Annotated in this window: 22 protein-coding genes, 1 tRNA gene and 1 other RNA gene; 16 read left to right on the top strand and 8 right to left on the bottom strand. The window is 53.7% G+C overall.

The annotated features are described in order from the left end of the window. Window positions 1-12 precede the first annotated feature (12 nt). Window positions 13-1,275 (top strand): tRNA guanosine(34) transglycosylase Tgt, encoded by a 1,263-nt coding sequence (tgt, locus tag N7326_RS07230; RefSeq protein ID WP_263088355.1) that lies wholly within the window; start codon window positions 13-15, stop codon window positions 1,273-1,275. Here tgt and N7326_RS07225 read toward each other — a convergent pair. Beyond that, window positions 1,247-2,230: a hypothetical protein gene (locus tag N7326_RS07225; protein ID WP_259289573.1), complete on the bottom strand. Its 984-nt coding sequence runs from the start codon at window positions 2,228-2,230 to the stop codon at window positions 1,247-1,249. The genes tgt and N7326_RS07225 overlap by 29 nt on opposite strands. Before the next feature lie 230 nt (window positions 2,231-2,460). Between N7326_RS07225 and N7326_RS07220 the strand changes: the two genes are divergently transcribed. The 3 genes from N7326_RS07220 (at window position 2,461) to N7326_RS07210 (ending at window position 5,997) form a co-directional block, all read left to right on the top strand. Beyond that, entirely contained in the window at window positions 2,461-3,747 is a 1,287-nt protein-coding gene (locus N7326_RS07220) for a threonine/serine ThrE exporter family protein (RefSeq protein ID WP_259079138.1), read from the top strand. A 138-nt stretch (window positions 3,748-3,885) separates the two neighbouring features. After that, entirely contained in the window at window positions 3,886-4,602 is a 717-nt protein-coding gene (gene deoD / locus N7326_RS07215; protein ID WP_259289574.1) for a purine-nucleoside phosphorylase, read from the top strand. Window positions 4,603-4,644: 42 nt separating this feature from the next. Next, complete coding sequence (locus N7326_RS07210) at window positions 4,645-5,997, top strand: MFS transporter (RefSeq protein ID WP_259079135.1); 1,353 nt, start codon at window positions 4,645-4,647, stop codon at window positions 5,995-5,997. 32 nt (window positions 5,998-6,029) lie between these two features. Here the strand turns inward: N7326_RS07210 and N7326_RS07205 are convergent, their stop codons facing one another. Further along, on the bottom strand, window positions 6,030-6,680 hold the full coding sequence (locus tag N7326_RS07205) for a queuosine precursor transporter (protein ID WP_259289575.1): 651 nt from the start codon (window positions 6,678-6,680) through the stop codon (window positions 6,030-6,032). Between the two features lie 23 nt (window positions 6,681-6,703). On the opposite strand from N7326_RS07205, the gene gluQRS reads away from it, so the two are divergent. Together gluQRS and N7326_RS07195 are read left to right on the top strand one after the other, a co-directional pair. Next, a complete protein-coding gene (gene gluQRS / locus N7326_RS07200; protein ID WP_259289576.1) occupies window positions 6,704-7,588 on the top strand; it encodes a tRNA glutamyl-Q(34) synthetase GluQRS in 885 nt (294 codons plus the stop codon). A 115-nt stretch (window positions 7,589-7,703) separates the two neighbouring features. After that, window positions 7,704-8,249: a hypothetical protein gene (locus N7326_RS07195; protein WP_259289577.1), complete on the top strand. Its 546-nt coding sequence runs from the start codon at window positions 7,704-7,706 to the stop codon at window positions 8,247-8,249. A gap of 290 nt (window positions 8,250-8,539) precedes the next feature. Here the strand turns inward: N7326_RS07195 and N7326_RS07190 are convergent. Beyond that, window positions 8,540-8,628, bottom strand: a tRNA-Ser gene (locus N7326_RS07190). Between the two features lie 145 nt (window positions 8,629-8,773). Here N7326_RS07190 and ffs point away from each other — a divergent pair. The 6 genes from ffs (at window position 8,774) to recR (ending at window position 13,942) form a co-directional block, all read left to right on the top strand. Next, an RNA gene (gene ffs / locus N7326_RS07185) (signal recognition particle sRNA small type) lies at window positions 8,774-8,870 on the top strand. A 66-nt stretch (window positions 8,871-8,936) separates the two neighbouring features. Beyond that, window positions 8,937-10,220, top strand: coding sequence for an aminotransferase (locus N7326_RS07180; RefSeq protein WP_259079116.1), 1,284 nt, complete (start codon window positions 8,937-8,939; stop codon window positions 10,218-10,220). Further along, entirely contained in the window at window positions 10,213-10,749 is a 537-nt protein-coding gene (locus N7326_RS07175) for a suppressor of fused domain protein (protein ID WP_259079114.1), read from the top strand. The genes N7326_RS07180 and N7326_RS07175 overlap by 8 nt, the downstream gene beginning before the upstream one ends. An 18-nt stretch (window positions 10,750-10,767) precedes the next feature. Next, a complete protein-coding gene (locus N7326_RS07170; RefSeq protein WP_259289578.1) occupies window positions 10,768-12,879 on the top strand; it encodes a DNA polymerase III subunit gamma and tau in 2,112 nt (703 codons plus the stop codon). A gap of 48 nt (window positions 12,880-12,927) precedes the next feature. Then, window positions 12,928-13,248, top strand: coding sequence for a YbaB/EbfC family nucleoid-associated protein (locus N7326_RS07165; protein ID WP_259079102.1), 321 nt, complete (start codon window positions 12,928-12,930; stop codon window positions 13,246-13,248). A gap of 61 nt (window positions 13,249-13,309) precedes the next feature. Then, window positions 13,310-13,942 carry a recombination mediator RecR gene (recR, locus tag N7326_RS07160; RefSeq protein WP_259079095.1) on the top strand — a complete coding sequence of 211 codons (633 nt, stop codon included), beginning with the start codon at window positions 13,310-13,312 and terminating at the stop codon, window positions 13,940-13,942. A 3-nt stretch (window positions 13,943-13,945) separates the two neighbouring features. On the opposite strand, the gene N7326_RS07155 is transcribed toward recR, so the two are convergent. The 3 genes from N7326_RS07155 to N7326_RS07145 are packed head-to-tail and all read right to left on the bottom strand — an operon-like array spanning window position 13,946 to window position 16,882. Next, entirely contained in the window at window positions 13,946-14,638 is a 693-nt protein-coding gene (locus N7326_RS07155) for a type 1 glutamine amidotransferase (protein ID WP_259079087.1), read from the bottom strand. Then, a complete protein-coding gene (locus tag N7326_RS07150) occupies window positions 14,631-15,890 on the bottom strand; it encodes a MurT ligase domain-containing protein (RefSeq protein WP_259079085.1) in 1,260 nt (419 codons plus the stop codon). The genes N7326_RS07155 and N7326_RS07150 overlap by 8 nt, the downstream gene beginning before the upstream one ends. 11 nt (window positions 15,891-15,901) lie before the next feature. Further along, a complete protein-coding gene (locus N7326_RS07145; protein ID WP_396124766.1) occupies window positions 15,902-16,882 on the bottom strand; it encodes an exonuclease domain-containing protein in 981 nt (326 codons plus the stop codon). A gap of 461 nt (window positions 16,883-17,343) precedes the next feature. Between N7326_RS07145 and N7326_RS07140 the strand changes: the two genes are divergently transcribed. Continuing rightward, window positions 17,344-18,510 (top strand): hypothetical protein, encoded by a 1,167-nt coding sequence (locus N7326_RS07140; protein WP_259158526.1) that lies wholly within the window; start codon window positions 17,344-17,346, stop codon window positions 18,508-18,510. 66 nt (window positions 18,511-18,576) lie between these two features. Here the strand turns inward: N7326_RS07140 and N7326_RS07135 are convergent, their stop codons facing one another. Then, window positions 18,577-19,428, bottom strand: coding sequence for a DMT family transporter (locus N7326_RS07135; protein WP_259158525.1), 852 nt, complete (start codon window positions 19,426-19,428; stop codon window positions 18,577-18,579). A 249-nt stretch (window positions 19,429-19,677) separates the two neighbouring features. On the opposite strand from N7326_RS07135, the gene N7326_RS07130 reads away from it, so the two are divergent. The 3 genes from N7326_RS07130 to N7326_RS07120 all read left to right on the top strand — a co-directional run bounded on the left by N7326_RS07130 (window position 19,678) and on the right by N7326_RS07120 (window position 23,818). Beyond that, window positions 19,678-20,943, top strand: coding sequence for an aspartate kinase (locus N7326_RS07130; RefSeq protein WP_259079072.1), 1,266 nt, complete (start codon window positions 19,678-19,680; stop codon window positions 20,941-20,943). 97 nt (window positions 20,944-21,040) lie between these two features. Then, window positions 21,041-22,075 (top strand): aspartate-semialdehyde dehydrogenase, encoded by a 1,035-nt coding sequence (locus tag N7326_RS07125; RefSeq protein WP_259158627.1) that lies wholly within the window; start codon window positions 21,041-21,043, stop codon window positions 22,073-22,075. Window positions 22,076-22,285: 210 nt separating this feature from the next. Continuing rightward, on the top strand, window positions 22,286-23,818 hold the full coding sequence (locus N7326_RS07120) for a catalase (protein ID WP_259079062.1): 1,533 nt from the start codon (window positions 22,286-22,288) through the stop codon (window positions 23,816-23,818). 75 nt (window positions 23,819-23,893) lie between these two features. Here N7326_RS07120 and N7326_RS07115 read toward each other — a convergent pair whose 3' ends face one another. Continuing rightward, window positions 23,894-24,451 carry an RNA polymerase sigma factor gene (locus tag N7326_RS07115; RefSeq protein ID WP_259079057.1) on the bottom strand — a complete coding sequence of 186 codons (558 nt, stop codon included), beginning with the start codon at window positions 24,449-24,451 and terminating at the stop codon, window positions 23,894-23,896. Window positions 24,452-25,005 lie beyond the last annotated feature (554 nt).

Raw genomic sequence — 25,005 nt, 5'->3', positions numbered from 1 at the left:
AAACTGTCGACCATGGATTTGAGCTTTACTGTTGGCACTGAACTAGAACCTGCCCCGGGACGTCATGGTCGTACCGGGGTCATTCAAACCCCGCATGGCGATATTGCTACCCCTGCTTTTATCCCAGTGGGAACAAAGGCCACGGTGAAGACTCTCACCCCAGAACAAGTGCGCGAAACTGGTGCCCAAGCGGTTTTGTCGAATGCTTATCACCTTTACCTCCAACCAGGTCCTGATATTGTCGACGAGGCTGGGGGAGTAGCTGCCTTCGAGAATTGGAACGGGCCAACCTATACAGATTCTGGTGGATTCCAAGTGATGAGCTTGGGAGTTGGTTTCAAGAAGGTTCTCGCCATGGATACTGCCCAGCTCACTGAGGGAGATATCCGGGCCAAGAAGAAAGACCGCTATGCGAATGTGGACGAAGATGGGGTAGATTTCCGCAGTGTTATCGATGGGTCGAGGCACCGCTTCACCCCAGAGAAATCAATGCAGATCCAACACCAGCTCGGTGCCGATATTATGTTCGCTTTCGATGAGCTGACTACTCTCGTTGACACCCGTCTTTACCAGGAGCAATCTGTAGAGCGTACCCACCGCTGGGCGCAACGTTGCTTAAGTGAACATGACCGACTGACGCGCGAGCGGGCGCACAAACCGAAGCAGTCCCTTTGGGGTGTGGTGCAGGGTGCGCAGTACGAAGACCTGCGGCGCAAGGCAACACGAGGTCTCATTGAATTATCTGATGCGCACGAGGCGGAAGGAAAGCGCGGCTTTGGAGGGTTCGGTATTGGTGGCGCATTGGAAAAGGAGAATTTAGGGACCATTGTCGGCTGGGTCTGCGATGAATTACCGCGCGAAAAACCGCGCCATTTGCTGGGCATTTCCGAACCAGACGATCTTTTTACTGCCATCGAGGCCGGAGCCGATACCTTCGACTGTGTAGCCCCCACGAGGTTGGGGCGACGCGGAGGTGTGTACACCCTTGATGGGCGCGTTAATCTCACAGCCGCACCGTATAAACGCGATTTTAGGCCGGTCGATGAGGAATTCGGCGGATACCTTTCGGAAAATTATACGCGCGCCTATATCCATCACCTGTTCAAGGCCAAGGAATTCCTCGGAGGAACATTATGCACCATGCACAATGTGACTTTTATGGTGCGACTCGTTGACAATATTCGAGCCTCCATCGACGGTGGATATTACAACGAGTTCAAGGAAGAATTCCTCGGCCGCTATTATGCTAAGAAGTCCACGGCTTCAGGTTCTTAGGATACCGCGACGTATCAACTGTGCTGGATACCTCGGGGGTGAGGTCTGCGATGCCATCACCAAGGGTGACCAGATTATCGTGGGAGACAATACGTACCGTTTCGCCCCTGGTGTCAACGCTGATATCCCCGAGGGTGATCAGCGCATTATGGGGAAGATTCTCTTCGGCCTTGCCTAGGCGCGGGGCGAACCAGTCCACATCGAGTTCTGGCGGGAATTTTAGAGAGCCCTTAATATAATTCCCCCTCCCAGCTCCGGTGGTGGTTGGCCATGGGTCGAAGCCGCTATGATCCTCACAGATGAAGTTCTCCGCGTTCTCAAAATCACAGTAGATTTCGTGTTCGCCCATGGGTATGCCAAGGACCTTAGCCATATCCGCCTGGGCGCTGATCACTTTATGGTGTGCATTACCGCGCAAGGATGCAGGAGTGATATCTGCTGGTGGGGCCGTAGTGAAATCGAGGTGGAGGGGAGTGGATTGTAGGTCGCCTTCGAGATCAACGCCGCTGTTTAAAAGTCGGTACCTGATGGTGCTGCCGTCAACGGTTGCGCTGATGAGCCCAGTTTCGCTGTGAATATCGGAAAGGTTCTGCGCCAGGAAATAGGGTGCATCGGTAATAAGTTTATCGTGGCTAAAGAGCAGCATACTCTCGCGGCGTGACCCCGGTTGGCTCAGGTTCTCATTGTTGAGGTTGCCCTCGAGTACTACCCAACTGAGTGGTTGGCACGGGTCGAAGTGATTATCACGCACCCGAAATTCAAAAACCTGATTGTCTGTATCCGAGGTGCGGATGATTTTGTGGGGCAGCCAGACGCCGAGTGCGGTTTCGGCGAGATCGAGAGTGGAATAGGGGCAGCCTGGGGTGCTCTCGGCACTGTTCATTCCTTGATCGGGGGAGGAGCAAGCGGTGAGTATGAGGGCGAATCCGGTGATGACGAATGTCTTCGCGCGCATGAGGGTTCTTCTTTCTTTGTTTTCCTAAAAGCGTGCCAGAGATTATGCTAGCGCTAATGGAAATGCATATATTCGGATATATGGATATCACCTGCGCACATTCGCCCAATGGTGGCGAAGAGCATAGTGTGATAATGACAATAGAAAAAAGCGGTTGTGGCTTGTAGAATGCGTTAGTGAAAAACTCAGCCCTTCCCGCGCTATTTGATTATCGTTTACAATAAGCAACCGTGGATTATCTCAAGCGACAACTGGAAATGGGTGTCGAGGCGGATCAAATAATGCGCCTTGGCACCATGCTCCTCTGCTCTGGCACCGGCGGTTATCGCGTGGTGCGCGCCATGAAACGCGCCGCTCGCTCGATCGGCTTCGATGATCTCGCCGTCGTCGTCAATATTGACTCGCTTGTGTGCACCTTCTACAAAGGCAGCGAATTTCGCACCCTGGTATCCTCGAACGCCGTGCTCGCGATTAATTCCTCGCGCATCGAAGCGATTGAGGATTTTACCCATAACCGCCTGCATCACCCAATTACGCTCGGGGAATTGCAGGCCACCCTCGATTGGATCGAACAGGTTACCGGGCCTCGGTGGAGCTGGTGGGAGAAAGCTCTCGCGGCAGGGCTAGCCTGTGCTGGCTTCGCTTTGCTGAACCACTTTCTCCTGCTTACCTCGGCGATCGTGGCGGTGGCCGCGGGCATTGGTCAGATAGTGCGTGGGCTGCTAGCGCACCGGCATTTTAATCACCTTGGAACCACAGCCATTGCGGGCGTGATATCGAGCTTGGTGTTCTTTGGCTTAGGGTTACTCGCTTTTCACCAGGGAATTATCGGCCGCGATCAGCTTTCAGCTGGATATGTAGCGAGTGTGCTCTACCTGATTCCCGGGTTCCCACTCTTCGCAGCCCTGCTTGACTTGGCGCGCTTTGATATCACTGCTGGCTTCTCCCGATTGATTTATGCCATCCAGATCAGCCTCGCTGCCACCTTCGCCGTGACCATGACGGGTCTCGCTATCAGCCTCAATCCCTCACACCCTATCTATTATGAGACGGGATTAAAGTGGTTCGGGATCGCTACCGTTGCTAGCTTCTTTGGTATCGCCGGTTTCGCGGTGCTCTTTAATTCATCACGGCGGATGATTGTGCTGGCAGCAAGCCTAGGTACGGTGGTGAACTTAGTGCGCTTGGCACTCGTAGAACTAGGGTATCCACTTTTCCTCTGTGCCTTTATTGGAGGGCTCCTTATTGGGTTGATGGGGCCGGCATTAGTGGGGCGCTTTGATATACCGCGTATTACTATGACGGTGCCTGCCTCTGTCATTATGATCCCAGGTCCTATGATGTACCGTGCGGTGTATGGATTAGTGAGTCACGATATCTCCAGCGCCATTGCAAATGCCGTGGATGCGGGATTGGTTATCTTCTTTATCGCGGGCGGCTTGTCGGTAGCTCGAATGGCCACCGATAAGGATTGGGCCTTTGGGCATCCGATCGATTTTCGCAAAAAATTGGTTTAGGGCTATGCCCTTGCTCACAAAAGATAGCATCTGTGCTTTGGGGCATTGACATATGTTCGATCCGTGGCTTAACTGGTTGCTAAAGGGTCAATTATCCCAGACAACCCTCATATAATCCCATACAGCCAAGGAGGAACCATGGCCGAGAAGAGCACCCCACATATCAACCCTAAAGGCGTCGATATCGCCGAGACCATTCTTTTGCCCGGCGACCCACTACGCGCCAAATTCATTGCCGATACCTACCTCGACGATGTCGTGCAATTCAATGAAGTCCGCAATATGCTCGGCTTCACTGGCACCTACCAAGGAACCCCAGTCTCGGTCATGGGATCCGGCATGGGAATGCCATCAATTGGCATCTATGCCTACGAACTCATCAATTTCTTTGGCACGAAAAAAGTCATCCGGGTAGGCTCCATCGGCGCGATGCAGGAAAATATCAATCTCTACGATGTCATCGTTGGCGCATCTGCGTCCACCGACTCCAATTTCATGTCGCAGTACAATATCCCAGGTACCTACGCTCCTACCGCGTCCTGGAAGCTCCTCAAGGCAGTGACCGATCAGGCAGCAGAGCAGAATGTACCTGTACATGTGGGCAATATTCTTTCTTCCGATATCTTCTATAACGACGACGAAACCGCCAACGCCCGCTGGGCTCGGATGGGCGTGCTGGGTGTCGAAATGGAATCTGCAGCCCTCTATGCCATCGCTGCGCGCGCCGGGGTCGATGCCCTTGGTATTTTCACCACCTCCGACAACCTCGTTACCGGTGCCCGCGCCACCGCTGACGAGCGTCAAAATGCCTTCACTCAAATGATGGAATTAGCTTTGCCGTTGGCTAAGCTCTAAGCGTTCAACCCGTCCTATTGGCTCGTTATCTAAGGGTAGTTTATGAAAACCTCTACCGGCAGCGCTCCTGCCTCACCAGCGCTTAACCCCAAAGCCGCGGTACCCGTATTGCTCTTCTCCTTCGTTTTCTGCCTGGTGGTCGACAACGGATTCAAAACCATGACCGGCCCAATGGCTGAAGGCTTAGGCATCGCTCCCAATGTTGCCAGCCTACAAGCCTCCCTCGCGGGTGTGATTATTGGTATCGGCGCCGTTGTCTACGCTGCGCTCGCTGATTCTATCTCCATTCGCAAGCTCATGATCGTCGGCGTTATTCTTACTACCGTCGGCTCGCTCATGGCTTTCTTCTTCTCCACTATCTGGCCCATGGTGCTACTCGGCCGCATTGTACAAACCGCTGGTCTCGCCTCCGCAGAGACCTTATACGTGATCTACGTAACCAAGCACTTAGAAGAGAAAGATCAGAAGACCTACCTCGGCTTCTCCACTGCGGCCTTCCAATCAGGCTTACTCATTGGCGCCTTGACCTCAGGCTTCATCTCCACCTATATCTCATGGACCGCGATGTTCTTGGTACCACTGGTACTCATCCTCACCGTTCCCTTCCTGATAAAGAATGTTCCTGAGGAAGTCTCTACAGATGGTTCACTCGATCTCTACGGATTAATCCTCATCGCGGTCTTCGCTGCCTCGTTAACGATGTTCCTCCAAGCCTATAACCCGATCTGGCTTGTTATGGCCATTGCTGGTATTGCGCTTTTCGCCTTCCACGTGGTCAAAGGCAAGGCCCCGCTAGTAACGGTGGAATTTTTCAAAAACCAACGCTACGTCTGGGCAATCGCACTGGTCTTTATTATCTACTCCACCCAATTAGGCTATATCTTCCTCTTGCCCTTCGCCGGCAGTGATCTCTACGGATTAAGCCAGGATAGAAGCGCCATGCTGATGATTCCAGGCTATGTCTGCGCCATTATCGTCGGCGTGTTATCGGGAAAGATCGGACGGGTGCTCAATTCCCGGATCACCATTTTGATTGCGCTCGCCTCAATTATCGCGGCCTTGCTGTTGGGAGTCCTAGCTATTGAGGTCTCTATTTGGGTGATGGTATTCTCCATCGTGCTCTTTGCCTCTGGTTTTGCCCTGCTCTATGCCCCCTTGGTGAAGACCGCCTTGAGCAATATCCCCGCCGCTAAGTCGGGTATTGCGATCGGTTTCTACAACCTCACTATTAATATTGGCATCCCGCTTGGCATCGCCTATACTGCGCGCCTCCAGGCAACGGATCTAAGCTATAACTCGATTCTTTTAGTGCTGGCACTCATTGCCGCCTTCGGCACCGCAATGTATTTTATGGCGGATTATTTCATGAGCGTGAAGGAAAAACGCGCTGCATAGAAAAATTCCCTCTCAATACGAGAGGGAATTTTTTATTCGGTGATCAGCTCGCGCTGCTTGACCAGGGCGATCACTCGATAAGTAACTGGCATAACAAGAATCTCCACTCCGGTTTTCCATAGGAAGCCCACGAGAACATAATTAGCCGTATCCCCCACGGTGCTAATGCCAATAACAGGTGCTGCAATCAAGCAAAAAATTAAAGTATCACCGAATTCTCCCAGGACCGTTGACCCTAATAACCGCTTCCATAGTCCGTGCTCGCCAAGACGATCTTTCATCCAGGTCAACAACCAAGCATTCAATAATTGCCCCACCGCATATCCGGCGAGCGAAGCTACGACGATCTGAGGCACCAATCCTAAGGTAGTAGCGAAGGCCTCCTGGCCAACGTAGAAATCCGCGGCGGGCAATGCAATGGCGATATAAAAACTCACCACCGTCAGTAGCATCGCCGCAAAACCTGTCCAGATCGCTCGTCTCGCCGCTCTAAACCCATAACACTCGCTCAAGACATCGCCGATAATATACGCCGCGGGAAAGAGGAAAAAGGCCCCGTCCGTCACCAGTGGACCCATCATCACGCCTTTGGTCGACGTGATATTCGAAATGATGAAAATAGTGACAAAGAGTGCCAAGAGCACAGGATAAGCACTTGATGGGGTGGGGATATAACGTGACATGGAAAAGATTCTACGATAAGACTATGAGCACCCCCACTTCTGCAGCCGGCCGCTATGCCCCTAGCCCCAGTGGCGACCTCCACTTCGGTAATCTGCGCACTGCCACTCTTGCATGGTTGTTCGCCCGGCAATCGGGGCGGCGGTTTCTGCTTCGTGTTGAAGATATTGATACCCAACGATCATCCATGGATTCAGCTGTGCGCCAGATTGAGGATCTTAGTGCCCTCGGCCTCGATTTCGATGGAAGCGTCCTGTACCAGCACGATCGCTTCTCCGCCTATTCTCAGGCTTTGGAGAAATTGCCCTATTATGAGTGCTATTGTTCGCGCAAGGATATCGCTGAGGCTTCTTCTGCTCCCCACATTATCCCCGGCCACTACCCTGGTACCTGCCGCGATCTTAGCGCCGAGGTGCGTGAAAAGAAGCGGGCCGAATTAGCCACCTCAAATCGCGTTCCCGCACTGCGCCTGCGTGCGCAGGTGAGCCAGTGGGATATAACAGATTACTATGCGGGCACTGTTCGCGGACCGGTGGATGATATGATTCTGCGCCGCGGCGGTCAGAGTCCTGATTGGGCCTATAATTTGGCGGTCGTAGTTGATGATGCCTATCAAGGTGTTGATCAAATTGTGCGCGGCGATGACCTCTTAAGTTCCGCTCCCCGCCAAGCCTATCTTGCGCACCTTTTAGGGTTTGAGGTACCGGAATTCGTCCACGTCCCGCTGGTCCTTAATAGCAAAAGACAGCGTCTTGCAAAGAGAGACGGGGCAGTGACCTTCCGGGAGATGGAGGATGTTTTTCCCCGCATCGCACGTTCGATCGGAGTCGATGCTCGTACCCCTGAGGAATTGCTTAATGCCTTTGATCCTCAGACCTTATCGCGCGAGCCCTATATCTTTTCCGGTTAAGGAATATATGCAGGGTAGCTATGATAAAGGTACTTTTCCCTGTTCTTGGCACTGCTTAGATTGTTCCCAGGACGCACCGTGTCACGAATTTTTCTCTCTTATGAAGGAAATCCCTATGGTTGCTATTATCCAGGCCCTTGCCGGCATTATTCTTGCCATAATCATTGGACTTGTCGGTTTCTCCAGCTCAGGTGAGCTAAAAAGTTCGGAGAGATTTACCCCCAACGATGCTGTTGCGCCGAACTGGGAGGTGAATCTTCCTCATACGGCTCACCCAGTGACGCCTGAGCAATTAGATCAGGTGCGCCGCGGCACGTGGTATTTAGATATCACAGGAGATACATCAGAGTATTATTTACAATTCGGCGAATATTTTAAGGATCTTTCAGAGGATGCTAAGCCCTTCCCGACAGCTGATCTGCCAGGGGATACTCAGTTCATAGATTATCCCTACGATTGCAATGCCTCGACCCGCTGGGCTCATTTTCAGGAAGATCGTCTGATTGCCCTAGGGGCTTTTTCTACCCGCGTGGGTTGCCCTGCCTTTACATACGGTCAGCTTATTGCCCGGTATATGGAGCAGGGGCCGCGCGCGTACCTTGATGCGGAGGGGCGGCTGTATCTTGCGGTTGATGGCAAAGCCCTCGCGTATCGACGCTAAACCAGCACAAGGGATTCTCTTCGCTTGCTATGGCTGGGCACTCACAGTAGGTGTATACAACTGGTAGCAGGCGATAGTCACGATGACACCATAAGAGGCACCATTAGAGGCTGAGTGTGGATATGCCCCTAGTTCTTTTTGGCCCCTTGGGCAGCGTACTAGATCATTACGGTTAGAGCGCGAAGCTTCGGGCACGACTCATGCTTCGATGCTTAGTAGTGGTGGATTAACCATGAGGGTAGCGGTCTTTGGCTAAGCGAAAACCCCCTGATATTCCTATCAGGGGGTAATGGCGGAGGATGTGGGATTTGAACCCACGAGGGGCGTTAGCCCCGCACGCGTTCCAGGCGTGTGACATAGGCCGCTAGTCGAATCCTCCAGAACACTGAAAAACGTTGGAAAACGAAAACCAATGTACCGTGCAATACTCTACACAATGCCCAAGCGAGGGAACAAACTCAATGCTAGACGCCGTGATCTCGCCATGCAGTTGGTCAATTGGCAAGGGGTCGGTTAGAGTTAGTTCTAGGACTTCGTATGGCGTTTATCCCATGAACTCCCCCAGGGCAGGAATGCAGCAAGGGTCAGTGGGCTCTGGCGGGTGTACGGAGTCCCCTTTATTTTCCTCTTCAGAGGCATTACTGTTCGTAATTGGAAGTAAATGCCAATCTGTGGAAGGTGCTGCACATGCCCTTGATCAATGACAATGCTGATCGTCTCGTCTCTTCCTTGAAAGAATTCCAAGCGGAGTACGACAAACTCAAAGGGCGTCACCTGGCCCTCGACCTCACCCGCGGAAAACCATCTCAAGAACAATTAGATTTTTCCAACGAGCTGCTTTCACTTCCCGGTGCTAACTACCACGCCAATGATGGCACTGATTGCCGAAATTATGGTGGCTTATATGGCATCGATGATATCCGCGCACTCTGGGCCGAGGTCCTCGGGGTGGATCCACGCAATATTATCGCCGGCGACGCCTCGAGTCTCAATATCGAATTTGACCTCATCTCATGGGCCTATGCCTTCGGTACTCAGGATTCTCCCCGCCCGTGGTGTGAGGAAGATACTATCAAGTGGCTGTGCCCGGTACCTGGCTATGATCGTCACTTCACCATCACGGAGAAATTTGGCTTCGATATGATTCCAGTTCCCATGACGGAGCACGGCCCAGATATGGATATTGTCAAGGAACTCGTCAAAGATCCCGCCGTCAAGGGCATGTGGACAGTTCCGATTTTCGGTAATCCCACCGGCATTAGCTTTAGCAAAGAGGTCTGTGCCGAGTTAGCGGCAATGGATACCGCTGCTAAGGACTTTAGAATCATGTGGGATAACGCTTATGCGGTCCACACTCTCACTGATCAATTCCCAGAGAATCCAGATGTCCTAACCTTGGCAGCGCAGGCAGGAAACCCAAACCGCTTCTGGTATGTAAGCTCAACCTCGAAGATCACCCACGCGGGTTCTGGTGTCTCCTTCTTTGCCTCGTCTGAAGATAATCTGAAATGGTACGGCGAGATCGCCAATGTGCGCGGAATCGGCCCCAATAAAATCAACCAGCTGGCCCATACCTATTTCTTCCACGATGCCCATGGAGTGCGCGAGCATATGCACAAGCATGCAGCATCGCTCAGCCCGAAATTTGAGAAAGTTCTCGAAATTCTCTCCTCGCGTCTGGGTGATTACCACGTGGCTTCCTGGACGACCCCTCAAGGCGGCTACTTTATTTCCCTCGACGTCATTGACGGCACCGCAGCGCGCGTGGTGGAGCTCGCCAAAGAAGCCGGCATAGCGCTCACCGCGGCAGGTTCTTCCTTCCCCCTCAAGCACGACCCGGATGACCGCAATATACGTCTCGCCCCCTCACTGCCACCCGTAGCCGAACTCGAGGTAGCCATGGACGGCGTGGCTACCTGTGTATTGCTCGCCGCCGCGGAAAAGGCTCAAGCAGCGCTCGATCGTGTTTAATCTTGATGAATCGATAGCGTGGATCAGTCAGCTCTTTCCCACTCCGCTCAGTTATGTAACCTCCGATGTTACACACCTGAGTCTCGCGAGTGGATCCATGGGGGAGCAGCATATAGTGAGCACGCTCGACCTCCACGAGCATGATCAGTTTTTGCAGGCTGACGGCCGAGATATCCGCTGCGAGATTTTCAGTATAAGTGTGCATCAGCCCACCGATATGTTGCCTGTGGTCGATGCGGCAGCGAAATTACTTCTTGATTCTCGCGGCGCGATTCCCGCTCACCCAGGTACCATCGTGCCCGGTATTCTCAATCGCCCGGAGTTTAGTGTGCAGCACGGTCTTCTCATCTCCCCCTCGGTATGGGGTGAGAAGGTTCCCATGCTGCACACCGGAGAGGTTACAACCCTGATGCTGCAACTAATCCTGATCAACTCTGCGGAGTTAAAGATAGCCAAAGAAGAGGGTATTGCGGCCTTGCAGCAGCGCATGCTTCATGCTGGGGTGAATCTTCTTAGCTGGTCGAGGTAGTGCGGTAGGCTTAAAGCTGTGGCTTTATATCGTAAATACCGTCCGGGTTCTTTCGGTGAATTACTGGGCCAGGATCAAGTAACCATCCCGTTATCACGGGCGCTTGATAATGGTCGCATTAACCACGCCTATCTCTTCTCGGGGCCAAGGGGCTGCGGTAAGACGTCCTCGGCGCGCATTATGGCGCGCAGTCTTAACTGTGTAAAGGGTCCAACGTCTCATCCCTGCGGAGTATGCCCCTCATGTGTAGCACTGGCCCCCAATGGGTCCGGGACTCTCGATGTGACCGAGCTGGATGCCGCTAGTAATAACAGCGTCGACGATATGCGTGAGCTCAGAGATCGCGCCATGTATGCTCCTGCGGAGTCACGGTACCGTATTTTTATTATCGACGAAGCGCATATGGTTACCAGGCAGGGATCGAATGCCCTGCTTAAGATCGTGGAGGAACCACCCGAGCACCTCATTTTTATCTTCGCCACCACCGAACCGGAGAAGGTCATTTCCACAATCCGTTCGCGTACCCACCACTATCCATTCCGCCTCTTAAGCCCCCAGGCGATGCGCACTCTCTTAGAGCGCACCGCAGCGGCCGAGGGGATGACGGTGGAAGACTCCGTCTACCCGTTGGTGATACGACAGGGTGGCGGTTCGCCGCGCGATACTCTTTCGGTTCTCGATCAACTTTTCGCAGGCGCCGGCCCCGAGGGGCTGACCTATGAACAGGCACGCTTGGTGCTCGGCGCTACCGATGAAGCCTTAATCGATAGCTCCATCGAAGCCTTAGCCAATCATGATAGTGCCCAACTATTTCGCACCGTCGATACCATCATCGAAGCTGGTCTCTCACCGCGCCGCTTTGCCGAAGACTTACTTGATCGCCTGCGAGATCTGATCGTTATCCAGGCTGTGCCTCAAGCCGTGGAATCAGGGCTGGTCGATGCCCCTACCGATCGCGGTCAGACCCTTCTTGATCAAGCTGAAGCCTTTGATAAGCGCATACTGCCGCAGATAGCGGGTATCTTCAACGACGGTCTGAGTTCCATCAAAGGTGCCACCAGTCCGCGATTATTGCTGGAAATCCTGTGCGCCAAGATGTTAGTCAATATGCAGCCACCTGCGGAGATTAACGATGATATTCCGCGGTATCGACGCCGTGCTGGTGCTCCAGCAGCGCCCGTTGCGAAAAAAGATCCGGCCCCTATAGCGGCCAAGAATCCGGCGCTAAAACCAGAAGACTCTACGCCAGCGGCGACCCGCGAGGGCGCACATACTCCGCACGAATCCGCCCCAGCCGCACCGCCAGAAGTCATACCCGAACCCGCACAGCCAGCGCCATCGCCCGATTATGAGGCGCAGTATGAAAAAATCTCTGCGCAGTGGCAGACAATTCGCTCCCTCGCCGCAGCAGATAGCCAGGTGCTCGGAATCTTGCTCACGGAGGCCTATCCTATGGGGGTCCGAGATGGTCAGCTCATCCTCGGACACACCACCGGAGCATTAGCTAATCGCCTCAATGCTGGTGTTCACGCCACTGCTCTCAAGCAGGCTGTCAAAAAACAGACTGGACTGGAGCTCACAATCAAGTGCGAGGTGGCGATTGACCCAAAAGAACTAGGGTTTAGCCACCCAACTCGCAAGGCTGCGCCGGTGTGGACACCTACAGAAGAGTCCGCTGAGGAGGTTAAACCACCGGCTAAAGACACTCCGCTGCCGAACGAGGACACTCAACCACCAGCAAAAGATACCCGTCCATCGAGTGAGGATATCCACCCACCAGCGGAGGATGATATCCCCCTTCCCCCGGAACCAGAAGAAGATCCGTGGGGGGAACCAGCCGCACTCGGTGGCGAACCGGAGGACTATCTGGGTGAGAATGTAGATCCACTACAGCCTGAGAGCGTATCCCCAGACTCGCACACTCACGCGCACGCGGATACAGACACAGACACAGACACAGACACGGACGTGCTCGCAGACGCTCCCGAGGACATCGATGCCGAATCCGGTGACGAGGAATCGGCACTTATGGATGAAGCGGCGAGTGAACCAGGTAGCCATGACCATCGCAGCGCATTGGCGTATGCCATGGATCTTCTCGCCCAGGAACTCGGCGCTAAACCGGTATAACGGGTAGGATAAAATTTCTATAAGAGAACGTACGAAAGGTTAGTTATCATGGGTCAACCCGATATGTCACAACTGCTCGCCCACGCTCAGGCTATGCAATCCAAATTGCAGGCTGCGCAGGAGGAAATCCTCGCCTCGGTCGTTGAGGGTGATGCTGGCAATGGCCTGGTTAAGGCCACCATCGACGGCACCGGCAAGCTCAAGGCTCTGGAGATCAATCCCGAGGTCGTCGATGCCGACGATATTGATACACTGCAAGATCTGATCATCGGTGCTTTTAATAACGCGCATACCAAGCTCGCCACCATTGCTGAGGAGAAGATGGGCCCACTTAACCAGGGCCTTGATGGCATGGGTGGCCTCTTCTAAGACACCAGATCAACGCACCCGTTCCTTGCTCAAGGGGCGGGTGCGTTAGACTGACGTAGTTATGTTTGAAGGACCGGTTCAAGACCTCATCGACGAGCTCTCGCGGCTGCCTGGTATTGGCCCGAAGAGTGCCCAACGGATTGCCTTTTATCTTCTCCACGTCGAACCCGCTGATATCACGAGGCTCCAAAATGCCCTTGGTGCGGTACGCGACGGGGTGAGTTTTTGCCGTATTTGCTGCAATATCTCCGCTGATGAAGTCTGTCGAATCTGCGCAAGTGAGCGCCGCGACACCGGTCTGATTTGTGTGGTTGAGGAACCAAAAGATATTCAGGTGCTCGAGCGCACCGGTGAATTCAATGGCCGCTACCATGTCCTAGGGGGCTCGCTGGATCCCATCAATAGTATTGGGCCTAAGGACCTGACCGTCACCGAGCTCCTACAGCGCATCGGTGGGGTTTTGCCCGACAAAGATGAATCAGCGCAACCCCCAACAATTCACGAAGTTATCCTAGCCACCGACCCCAATACTGAAGGGGAAGCAACCGCAGCGTATCTGCTCAGACTGCTGAAGGATTTTCCCGATCTTATTATCTCCCGACTGGCCTCAGGTATGCCGCTGGGGGGAGATCTTGAATTTGTTGACGAGCTCACCCTCTCGAGGGCACTGACGGGCCGACTACGGTTGGGCTAGAGCTTAAACGCTGAGTCGTTCTTTACGGAGACGCTCAACCACAGGAATATCTAAAGGCTCGAGGTCAAATCCCACAGCTTTGCTCAGTAAGAGATCCGCGAGGCGTGGGTTTCGAGCGAGCACAGGTCCGTGCATATAGGTAGCGATCACAGAGCCTTGGATAGCTCCCTCAACCGTGCCATCATTTCCTACACCGCGCTTTATAGTAGCGAGCGGGCGGGCGTCGGGGCCGAGGACAGTCTTACCCATATGGTTTTCGAATCCAGTCAGTGGCTCATCAACGCCAGGAATAGTGGCCGTGGAGCGTATCTCGCCGATGGCGCGCTGGGGCAAGGCGGTGGTGCTGGCGTCGATTAGCGCAGCTCCGATTATTTCTTTATCGGCGGCTCGAAATTTTTCACCTAAAACTTGGAAGCCGGCACACACGGCGAGTACCTGGGCGCCAGAATCCACTGCGCGGTGGAGGCCGCGATCGTTATTGATATGCTCGGCGGCAAGAATCTGGGCGGTGTCTTCACCTCCTCCGAGGCAGTAAATATCGAGGCTTTCGGGGATTTTCTCCCCCAAGTGAATGCTGACGATTTCGGCGTCGATCCCGCGCATCCGGGCGCGTTGTTGCACAATCAGGGCATTACCGTTATCGCCGTAGGTGCCCAGGACGTCAGGCAAAATGAGACCGATGCTGAGTTTAGACATGGAGTAACGCTTTCTTCAGATCGCGGAAGGCAGTGTAATTAGCTAGGACCTCAACCCGGCCTGGGGGACATGATTGCACAGCGTGCAGCATATCGTGGATGAGCTCGTGATCAATCTCGGCATAGGTTAGCCGGACCGCGAGATCGGTGCCACGTTCACCAGAGGCCTTCACAACCACGTCTCCAAAGTCCTCGAAGCGCACATCCCAGAGCCAGGAAAGATCTTCTCCATCGGCGACCTGACCATTGACCGCTATCACCAACCCAGCGGCGCTGCGATCAACCATATTCATCGCCTCCTGCCATCCAGCAGGATTCTTAGCGAGAAGAAGATGGACTTTGTGGCTTCCAATATCAATGGTGGAGTAGCGCCCAGCAACATCGTCGACTGTCTCCACCGCAGCGATGGCCTCGTTGAGGGGTATATCAAAAATAGTGGTAGCGGCGGCGATGGCCTGGGCTGCATTTCCGCGGTTAGCCATGCCAGGCAGGCTGAGGTGCAAAGATTTATGGCCATCGGGGCAGATGAGTGCGTGCGGGTCTACCGACCACTCCGGTTCGTGGCGGCTAAAAGTGGAGCCGTCAGGAAGGGGTTTGGCAGCGTGCCAGTGTGTACCTTCGTGGACGATATGACCACCAGTGCGGGGGCAGGAGAGAGAATCGCCCTGCCAGCTACTACCCGCCGACACCCACACCACGCGCTGGGCTGCTAGGCCGATCGAAGAAACCAGAACATCATCGCAATTGGCTATCACCGTCATCTCAGGGTGGGCTGCCACGCTTTCGCGTAAGGCTCGCTCGACCTTATTGATCTCACCAACACGGTCAAGCTGATCTCGCGATAAATTAAGCACGATCAAACATTCGGGCTGGAGCCTGTCAACAACTTTTGGCACGTGGAGTTCATCCACCTCGAGGACTATATGGCTCGCAGCTGTGCCGGCGAGGAGCGCTGAGATAATACCAGCGTCCATATTATCGCCACCGTCATTAGTTGCCACCTGGTACCGGGTGCGCAAAGCGGTAGCCAACATCCTCGTGGTGGTGGATTTGCCGTTGGTGCCGGTGATAATAGCCACAGGTCGCTCGCCGGAGAGGTGGCGCATAATATCTGGGTCGATTTTCTCTGCAACAAGGCCACCAATCATGCCCCCGGAGCCGCGCCCTGTGGCCCGCGATAAATAGGTAGCCAGTCCTGCTATTTTCGTAGCCACCAGAGTCTGCGCCTGCACACACGCTTGAGGTAGTTTCATGGTGCTTTATCCTAGTCTCCGTTTTGCGCTCGGTGCACGTCGTGCGCCAGGTGCATAAATTCTTCATCACCAAGGAGCGGGATAGCTTTGCGGGTGGCGTGCATCGATTTTCCATTGAAGCCTTCACGAAGATTACACACGAGGAACGAGGCGGTGCGGGTAATCTTCTCGGAATATTTCATGCCTAGACCCAAACCAGTCTCGATAATGAGATCGGGATCGATCGTGGTCTCTGGGGCAACAGAGAACTCCATTCCAGCTTGGAGCCCACGATGGGGGGTATAAACACCCGGGTTCTCTATCTCAGCTGGTTGCTCAGCGGCGTCTACGCGAATGGTGGAGCGCTGCAATCCAAATTCGTCCGCACACAAGTGGGCAGGGTCGCGGAGAATAAAATAGCCGGCGTGGTAAAGCTTGACGACTAAGTGCGTTAATTCACGGCTCGTGGTCATCTCATTGAGATGGGCGCGTTCGGTGCTAGCAGCTGCGGGTGAACTCGCGATACCTGCAATATGAGCTACTGCGCGGAGCCGCGGATCAGGAATAACGAGTGCTTTCCGACGTGCCCCAGCAAGGGTATCGGCGATAGCGATGGGGCGGGGGATATGTCCCACGCGCTGCCGGCGCTTCCCGCGCTTCGATGTGCGGCTACGGTTGCGCCGAGCGGCATGAGCCATAGCGCGCCGAGCCTCTTCGTAGAGGAACCCCCAAACATAGGGAGCATTGTGCACAATTAAGGTGCGGCCATCGATGAGCTTATCGAGTGTCTTCAGAACCCCGGAAAAGGGCCTATTCCCTGCAATATCCGCTGCGGTTAGACCATGTAAATGGCGAGGACCTGGATCGCCACCGGGATTGACTACTGCATGGAATTCTTCGGCTATATGGCCAGAGGAATCTAGAACTAAGGCATCGATAGAGACGATATGAGCTGTTTTAGGGTGTATCCCTGTTGTCTGAATGCTCACCGCTATATAGGGTGTGCGAGCTATGAGTTCATTGCGCTCGCGTTCACGCTCTGCTTTTTTGCGCTCGCGTTCTGCTAACTCGGCCTCAGTGGGCTGCGGACGCGGCTGGGATTTCTTCTGAGAATACCGACGATGACGTCGCTTTTTCGGGCGCTCCACCTCGACGATCACCTCAGATTTATTCACAACTACTCATTCTAGCGGCTACCGCTTGACCACCGCTATACCAGCACGTCATTTCTTCCAGTGGTGGCCACATCAACCACAGACTATGTGGCCACGGTAGTGGCGGTGCCATGGTGGAGGAATCGGACGGCAGTCATTGGACAACCATGAGGGGGCTGAGGGTAATTCTCAGCTTGGTTAGTGAGATGGTTGAGGTCAGGCGCAACCGATGGCGTGGTGATATCAGATGGATAGGCTACAGTTCTTTACTGATGAGCCTTCCGAGCCTCTTGCTTATAGCCCGACCCCAAGGAAAGAATATGGTGCGCATCCCACCGCGGATAAAAACTTTGTGGCTTCCCGCCACTGTCCTGAGTGCGATGGCACTTGTCATACATCTCAGTAGCATGTGGATCTTTTCGTGGGCTCACAGCCTCAAACAGGGGTACTCGGCACTTTTCGCATTCCTGAAAGCCTTCGACTCCACTGCGATGCATCGCATTGATTGGGATGCTCGGCACTATATGGATATCGCTCGGTATGGCTATTTCGCCGCCACTCACATGGGGGAGGCTGACCCTCAGATCTATGAGACTCGTCTTGCTTTCTTCCCCGGCCTGCCCTTATTGATGCGCTGGGGAAGCGAGATAACGGGATTAGGCGTAGTGACCATTGGGTTGAGTATTACATTTATTGCCACCGTGATTCTCAGCGCTGGGCTCATCACACTTGCCACGGCTATGGGAGCAACATCGCGCAGCGCCAGGTGGGTGGCCATTTTCTTTCTTGGTGCCCCCATGTCCGTGACTTTCCATATGGTTTATACCGAAGCTCCTTTTCTCGCGGCGATTATCTGGGCCCTCATTTTTCTCAACCGCAGAGATTATCTTGCAGGTGGGCTTCTTATTGCCGTTGCGGGCTGCTTTAGGCTCACGAGCATTGATGCTGTGGCCGCTTTGATCATCGTAGTGCTTATCCAGGCTCGTAGCTCTGTGCGTGCCTGGATAGCGGTAGGTATATCGGCGCTGCCATTGGTGGGGTATATCAGCTGGGCCTCGTCGTATACCCACGATATAGGTGGCTATTTCGGCTTGCAGAAGAAGGGGTGGAATTCAGCCTTCGACTTCGGCCACGCCACGCTGACATGGGTAGGGAAGGTGATCATCAGTGACCATAATTTAGGCTATATTCTGTCCGTCATCAGTATTGTCGGTGCCCTGATTGCGGTGATCTATGGGTTCAGACGAGCCCCGTGGCCGGTGTGGCTTTTCTCCACTGCGTTGGTCTTTAATGTGGTTCTCTCAGATGGCATCATGCATTCTCGTCCCCGTTTGCTCCTACCCGCGCTGCTGCTTTTTATTCCGCTAGTTATTCGTGCAGAGCAGAAGCTTTCACCAGCGGTATCGCTCAGTCTACTGAGCCTATGGGTCCTCGCGGGTGTAGCTTTTTCTAGCTATATGCTGGAGGTTTTCCCCTGGGCTATTTAATGGTGGGCCAATTCATGCAAGCCATGCGTATCTAAGCCGTGTAGGTCTGGGCTGTGTGAGGGGTATTTAGGTATTGCCCCGCGCCGAGAGTGCGAAGGTGGAGGTGACCATCGCGATGAGGGCGAGCGCCATGATAATCCAATTGAATCCGTGGACGTGGAACTGCTCCCCCAGAATGACATAGCTTAAGATAAAGGCGATGATTGGTTCCACTGTGGTCATGGCGGGGAGCGAGAGTTTCAAAGCACCGGTATTGAAGGCATATTGCTGGACTATTGTGCCAATAATGCTGCCGAGAATTAAGAACCAGAAAACCCAGTGGGTTAGCAGTCCGCTCGATCCCTCGTGCTGGTAGACATCGACAGTAGCTTTAGAGAGAACGGCAATAAATCCGTAGATAATGCCTACAATCACTCCCAGAAAGAGCCCGCGAATATTGCGGGGGGCGTGCCGCGTGGCGCGGTCAATGGTGAGGGAAACAATGATGCCGAGGCTGAGCGCTAGTGCCCACACCCACGCTACGGGTCTGGGATCACCTGGTTCGGGGTTGCCCAAAATGACGAGTACAGCTACCGCAATAGTAAGGACAGCTGCCCATCCAATTTCGTCGGCGTATAAGGGGCGTTTGTGATAGTAGGCAGTCATGGGCATGGTGAACATGAGTGAGAGTGCCAGGATGGGTTGGACGATGAGCAAGGAGCCGTAACTGAGTGCGACAACTTGGAAGGAATATCCTGCGAAAGCGGTGCCACAGGCGAACCACCAGAGGGGGCGTTTAATAGCAGTTATCACCGGCGAGCCTTGCAGGGTACCGTCGGCCGGGGCGCGCTCGGCGATATTGTGCCGAACCACGGTGCCCCACGCAATGATGAGGGCTGCGAGTGCCGCGAAGAAGACCGCGAGGATATTATTATTCATCACCATTTAGATTAGCGCTGCGTTAAAAGAAAATAGCTATCGCAACGGCGGACACGCTAGTATGCTTAGAAACCGATAATCCGAAAGAAATGAGTCGAGGAAGCCCGCGAATTTTCTCTTCTTGGATATGATGACACCATCTCTCTTGAGAGGTTGTGGCAGTGGGAGACCCTCACGGCGCAGCTGACAAAGGAGATATCTACAAGAGGAGAGTATCTCTTCCACGGGCTTCAGGAAGGGCTTCAGCCCGTGGCGTTAATCGTACAAAAATATGGGGGATCGTCGCTGGAAACGGCGGAGCGGATCCGGCGAGTGGCCGAAAGGATCGTGGCCACGAAGAAACAGGGTCACGATGTGGTTGTCGTTTGCTCAGCGATGGGCGATACCACCGATGAATTACTCGATCTAGCCGCTCAAATTAACCCTGTCCCGCCGGCTCGCGAAATGGATATGTTACTCACGGCCGGGGAACGTATTTCCAATTCCCTTGTGGCTATGGCTATCGCTTCCTTTGGGGCCCAGGCACAATCTTTTACTGGCTCTCAAGCGGGAGTATTAACCACCGAACGCCACGGCAATGCCCGCATTGTTGACGTCACTCCAGGCCGAGTGCGCGATGCTTTGGATGCGGGACAGATCTGCCTCGTGGCGGGCTTCCAGGGGGTTAACCGCGAGACGCGCGATGTGACCACGCTTGGTCGCGGCGGTTCGGATACCACAGCGGTTGCGCTCGCGGCGGCGCTCAATGCTGATGTCTGCGAAATTTACTCCGATGTTGATGGGGTATATACCGCAGACCCCCGTATTGTTCCCGATGCGCAGAAGTTGGAAACTTTAAGTTTCGAAGAAATGCTGGAGCTGGCCGCCTCTGGTTCGAAGATCTTGGTCTTGCGTAGCGTGGAGTATGCGCGCGCTTTTAATGTTCCGATTCGTGTTCGTTCGTCGTATAGCAATGATCCTGGCACTTTAGTGACGGGCTCTATGGAGGATATTCCTGTGGAAGAAGCAGTGCTGGTGGGCGTTGCCACCGATAGTTCCGAAGCCAAGATCTCAGTTCTCGGCATCCCCGATAACCCTGGTGAGGCTGCCAAGATCTTCCGCGTGCTTGCCGACGCTGAAATTAATATCGATATGGTGATTCAGAATATCTCCTCCCTCGAGGATAATCGCACCGATATCACCTTCACCTGCCCGCGTGCCGATGGGCCTCGAGCCATGGAATTACTCTTTAAACTCCAAGGCAGTGGAACCTGCCAAAATGTGCTCTACGATGACCAAATTGGCAAAGTATCCCTGGTGGGTGCGGGAATGAAGTCCCACCCTGGGGTTACGGCCACATATTGCGAGGCGCTGCGCGATGCGGGCATTAACATCGAGCTGATCTCTACCTCCGAAATTCGTATTTCGGTATTGTTGCGTGAGCAGGATGTGCCTGCTGCAGTAAAGGCACTGCACGCAGCCTTCGAATTGGGCGGTGGAGAAGTTGCCACCGTTTATGCTGGTACCGGCCGTTAACCCCCACGACCAAACCGACCATGTCGAATACGATAATCCTCGTGAATAGACCACAAGCTGCAACGCTCAGGTAGATCGAGGGAGGAGAAAGATAATGATGACCACCATTGCAGTAGTTGGAGCGACCGGCCAAGTTGGGCGCGTTATGCGCGCTCTCTTAGAAGAGCGGAATTTCCCCGCCGAGAAGGTGCGGTTCTTCGCTTCAGAGCGATCCGCGGGAACGACCTTAAAATTTCGCGGAGAGGATATTGTGGTGGAGAACCTCGCTGAGGTCACTCCCGAGAAATTGAGCGATATCGATATCGCCCTCTTCTCGGCTGGTGGATCGACGTCGCTGAAATTTGCCCCTATGTTCGCCTCTGCAGGCGTCAAGGTAGTAGATAACTCCTCAGCATGGCGCAAAGATCCTGAGGTTCCCCTTATTGTGAGCGAGGCCAACCCGCAGGAAACGCAGAATCTGCCCAAGGGGATTATCGCCAATCCCAATTGCACCACTATGGCGATCATTCCCGTGCTCAAGGCACTCAGCGATGCTGCTCAGTTGCAGAAAATGCACGTTTCTTCCTATCAAGCGGTCTCTGGCTCTGGTCTGGCCGGGGTGGAAACTCTAGTACAGCAGGTGGAAAAAGTGGGGGAAAAGGCCCGCGATTTGGTTCATGATGGATCCGCCACCGATCTCGAGGAACTGGGCCCTTATATGGCCCCGATTGCTTATAATGTGGTTCCCCTTGCTGGCAATCTTGTCGACGATGGCTCTTTCGAAACTGATGAGGAACAGAAATTACGCAATGAGTCGCGCAAGATCTTAGGACTACCCGATCTCTTGGTGTCTGGTACCTGCGTGCGGGTTCCGGTATTCACCGGTCACACCATGACCGTTCATGCGGAATTTGAAAAGCCCATCACCCCGGGCGAGGCTAAGGCTCTCCTGGAGGACGCCCCTGGCGTGGCTGTGGTGGATGTGCCGACTCCTCTGGCGGCTGCTGGAAAGGATGATTCCTTAGTAGGCCGCATCCGCCAAGATCAGACGGTAGCGGATAATAGGGGTCTGATCTTTGTGGTCTCTGGTGATAATTTGCGTAAGGGTGCGGCTCTGAACACCGTCCAAATTGCAGAGCTGCTGGTTGGTTAGGATCCGCTAGAAACTGCCGAATAAGCCCCATTTCCTCGATGGAGGGAGTGGGGTTTTCGCTATTCTGGGCGTGAAGAAAGCCTAAGCTAACTGCGAAAATAGCGATTCTCTATTAAAAGAGATTTCCTTGCAAGGATTTTCTTTTTAATGTATCTTGGGGCTGAAGATTACACTTAGAAAAGGCTCACAGTTTCTTATAAAGGAGTTCATGTGACTACCGACGATATCCTCGGCAAGGGCAAGCGCCCAGAACCAACCGGACCTACTACCCAACTGGGTGGACGCCCCGTTGCTTCCGAAAACGCTTCCATTACCCAAGGCCCACAAGGGGCCAGCGTGCTCAACGACTATCACCTTATTGAAAAGCTCGCCCACTTCAACCGTGAGCGCGTTCCAGAGCGCAACCCCCACGCCAAAGGTCACGGAGCTTTCGGTGAACTCCATATCACCCACGACGTGTCTCAGTACACGAAAGCCAAGCTCTTCCAGCCTGGAACCGTCACTCCCATGGTGGGTCGTTTCTCCACCGTCGCCGGTGAACAAGGTTCTCCCGATACCTGGCGTGATGTCCACGGCTTCGCCTTGCGCTTCTATACCGAAGACGGCAACTACGATATCGTAGGCAATAACACCCCCGTTTTCTTTATCCGTGACGGCATTAAATTCCCTGATTTTATTCACTCCCAGAAGCGCATGACCGCAGATGGTCTGCGTTCCCCAGATGCACAGTGGGATTTCTGGACTCGCACCCCAGAATCGGCTCACCAAGTCACCTATCTTATGGGTGATCGCGGTACTCCAACCTCCACCCGCCACCAGGACGGTTTTGGTTCTCATACCTTCCAGTGGATCAACGATGAGGGCACCCCAGTGTGGGTGAAATACCACTTCAAAACTCGTCAAGGCTGGCAGACCTTCACCGATGCTGAGGCCACCGAGAAGGCGGGAACCGATCCCGATCTCCACCGCGAGGATCTCTTCCAAGCGATCGATCGCGGCGACTACCCGATCTGGGATGTCAAGGTGCAGATTATGCCCTTCGAAGATGCGGAGACCTACCGTTTCAACCCCTTCGATCTCACTAAGGTGTGGTCGCATAAGGATTATCCGCTGATCGATGTCGGCTATTTCGTGCTGAATAAGAATCCCCAGAACTACTTTGCCCAGATTGAGCAACTTGCTCTCGATCCAGGCAACCTCGTTCCAGGTATTGGCTTAAGCCCTGATCGGATGCTGATGGCCCGTGCTTTTGCTTATGCTGATGCCCAGCGCTATCGCATTGGACCAAATTACCGTCAACTTCCGGTGAACCAGCCCCTTAAGCCTGTTAATACCTACACCCACCAGGGTCCGATGGAATATCAGTTCAACCCTGCTGGAGCCCCAGTGTATAGTCCCAACCGTTTCGATAAGGGCGCAGGCTATCTCGATGATGGAAAAACCTCGGCAAGTGGTGAGAGCTTAGGCCAGGCAGAGGATCTCTTTATCAACCCTGATCCTCATGGCACAGATCTGGTTCGTGCCGCCTACGTGGCCCATAAAGACGACGATGATTTTATCCAGGCGCGCACGTTATACCGCGATGTCATGGACGATAACGCTAAGGAGCGGTTAGCAGATAATATCACCAATGCCATGGTGGGAGTCTCTGCTGAGACTGAAAAGCGCTGCTACTGGTACTGGGAGCAAGTAGATCCGCAATTAGGTAAGCGAGTACGCGAGCTCTTCGCTACCAAGAAATAATCGCTGAAGTAACCAGTGAAATAATCGCTCAAGATCACAACCGGTGCGTAGCTTGTGGTGCGCACCGGTTTTCGTCTATGTTCCCCACTCCTTTACGCACCCCCGACCAGCTGCTTGAATCATATCCGCGCGTGCTCGAGCCACCCGAGAACGGATGGTGCCAATGCGTACGCCGGTAATATGAGCTGCCTCTTCATAGGAATAGCCCAAGACTTGGGTAAGTATGAGCGCCTCCCTGCGCTCAGCTGGCAGTTGTTCTATAAGAAGACGGGTATCAACCCACTCTGACCAATCACTAGGAGGTCTAGGGTGGACATGCTCAGGGCTGGTATCTGCAGATATGGGCCGTGAAGTCTCATGCCGAATACTATCGATCCACACCCGCCTAGCCAGGGAAAGTAACCACGTCCGAGCTGAGGACCTAGCTGCAAAGCGGGGTAGCGCCCCCATTACTCGAAGATAGGTCTCTTGGGTGAGATCATCGGCGTTTTCTCGGCCTCCCAGATGCGCGAGGAGTTCCCAAATATCGCCTTGGGTGGCTTTGATAAAGGAATTTAGCGCTTCCCGATCTCCCCGGCCAGCTTGCAGAGCGAGATCGGTAATCTCCTCATCGGTGGGAGCTGGGGTGGTCATAATATTAATTCTAACACTGTGGCAGGTGGGCTATTAGATGCCGAGAGAGAGGACACTTAATAACAGTAGAAGCTGCTATTCTCACGAGATCGTAGAAAAGTAGAGGAGTCGTAGAACGCAGCTTGGCACGAAAAGCTCTGCACCCCTGGTATTCCACAAGTCTGATGAGGATACGTAAAGAATGAGTCTGCGTCGTGCTATACAGGAGGAGGGTAGACCTATTATTTAATTCTGGTAGGCGAAGAATATTTGAGGATTTCAGCCTGTTCCATAGAGAGAATTAGTGCCCTTCACTTTTACATGAAACAAGCAGAAGTGAAAGGCCGAAAGAGGGCGGACCCGTAGTGGACGTATTTGGTGAGCATCACTGAAAAGAAGGTTGTATGCAATACAAATAAAGGATAAGCGCCGCAGCCATAAAAGAACCCTGCTTTCAGATTTGTGAGTATTCTTGGATAGTCCCAGACGTTGAGGGTGTAGACGCGCTAGGCCGTGAGGGCACCGTGATGCTGGAGATAAAAGGAGCCGGTATATCAGACGCGCTGGATCGTCGG

Origin of the sequence: Corynebacterium sp. ES2794-CONJ1, assembly GCF_025660615.1 — a bacterium.
Classification (GTDB): domain Bacteria; phylum Actinomycetota; class Actinomycetes; order Mycobacteriales; family Mycobacteriaceae; genus Corynebacterium.
This window is presented reverse-complemented; position numbering and strand designations above follow the sequence as displayed.

Coding starts and splice junctions, on each gene's coding strand:
- tgt (WP_263088355.1), top strand. CDS start 13: ATGGATTTGAGCTTTACTGTTGGCACTGAACTAGAACCTGCCCCGGGA.
- N7326_RS07225 (WP_259289573.1), bottom strand. CDS start 2,230: ATGCGCGCGAAGACATTCGTCATCACCGGATTCGCCCTCATACTCACC.
- deoD (WP_259289574.1), top strand. CDS start 3,886: ATGGCCGAGAAGAGCACCCCACATATCAACCCTAAAGGCGTCGATATC.
- N7326_RS07210 (WP_259079135.1), top strand. CDS start 4,645: ATGAAAACCTCTACCGGCAGCGCTCCTGCCTCACCAGCGCTTAACCCC.
- N7326_RS07205 (WP_259289575.1), bottom strand. CDS start 6,680: ATGTCACGTTATATCCCCACCCCATCAAGTGCTTATCCTGTGCTCTTG.
- gluQRS (WP_259289576.1), top strand. CDS start 6,704: ATGAGCACCCCCACTTCTGCAGCCGGCCGCTATGCCCCTAGCCCCAGT.
- N7326_RS07195 (WP_259289577.1), top strand. CDS start 7,704: ATGGTTGCTATTATCCAGGCCCTTGCCGGCATTATTCTTGCCATAATC.
- N7326_RS07180 (WP_259079116.1), top strand. CDS start 8,937: ATGCCCTTGATCAATGACAATGCTGATCGTCTCGTCTCTTCCTTGAAA.
- N7326_RS07165 (WP_259079102.1), top strand. CDS start 12,928: ATGGGTCAACCCGATATGTCACAACTGCTCGCCCACGCTCAGGCTATG.
- recR (WP_259079095.1), top strand. CDS start 13,310: ATGTTTGAAGGACCGGTTCAAGACCTCATCGACGAGCTCTCGCGGCTG.
- N7326_RS07155 (WP_259079087.1), bottom strand. CDS start 14,638: ATGTCTAAACTCAGCATCGGTCTCATTTTGCCTGACGTCCTGGGCACC.
- N7326_RS07150 (WP_259079085.1), bottom strand. CDS start 15,890: ATGAAACTACCTCAAGCGTGTGTGCAGGCGCAGACTCTGGTGGCTACG.
- N7326_RS07140 (WP_259158526.1), top strand. CDS start 17,344: ATGGTGCGCATCCCACCGCGGATAAAAACTTTGTGGCTTCCCGCCACT.
- N7326_RS07135 (WP_259158525.1), bottom strand. CDS start 19,428: ATGAATAATAATATCCTCGCGGTCTTCTTCGCGGCACTCGCAGCCCTC.
- N7326_RS07125 (WP_259158627.1), top strand. CDS start 21,041: ATGACCACCATTGCAGTAGTTGGAGCGACCGGCCAAGTTGGGCGCGTT.
- N7326_RS07115 (WP_259079057.1), bottom strand. CDS start 24,451: ATGACCACCCCAGCTCCCACCGATGAGGAGATTACCGATCTCGCTCTG.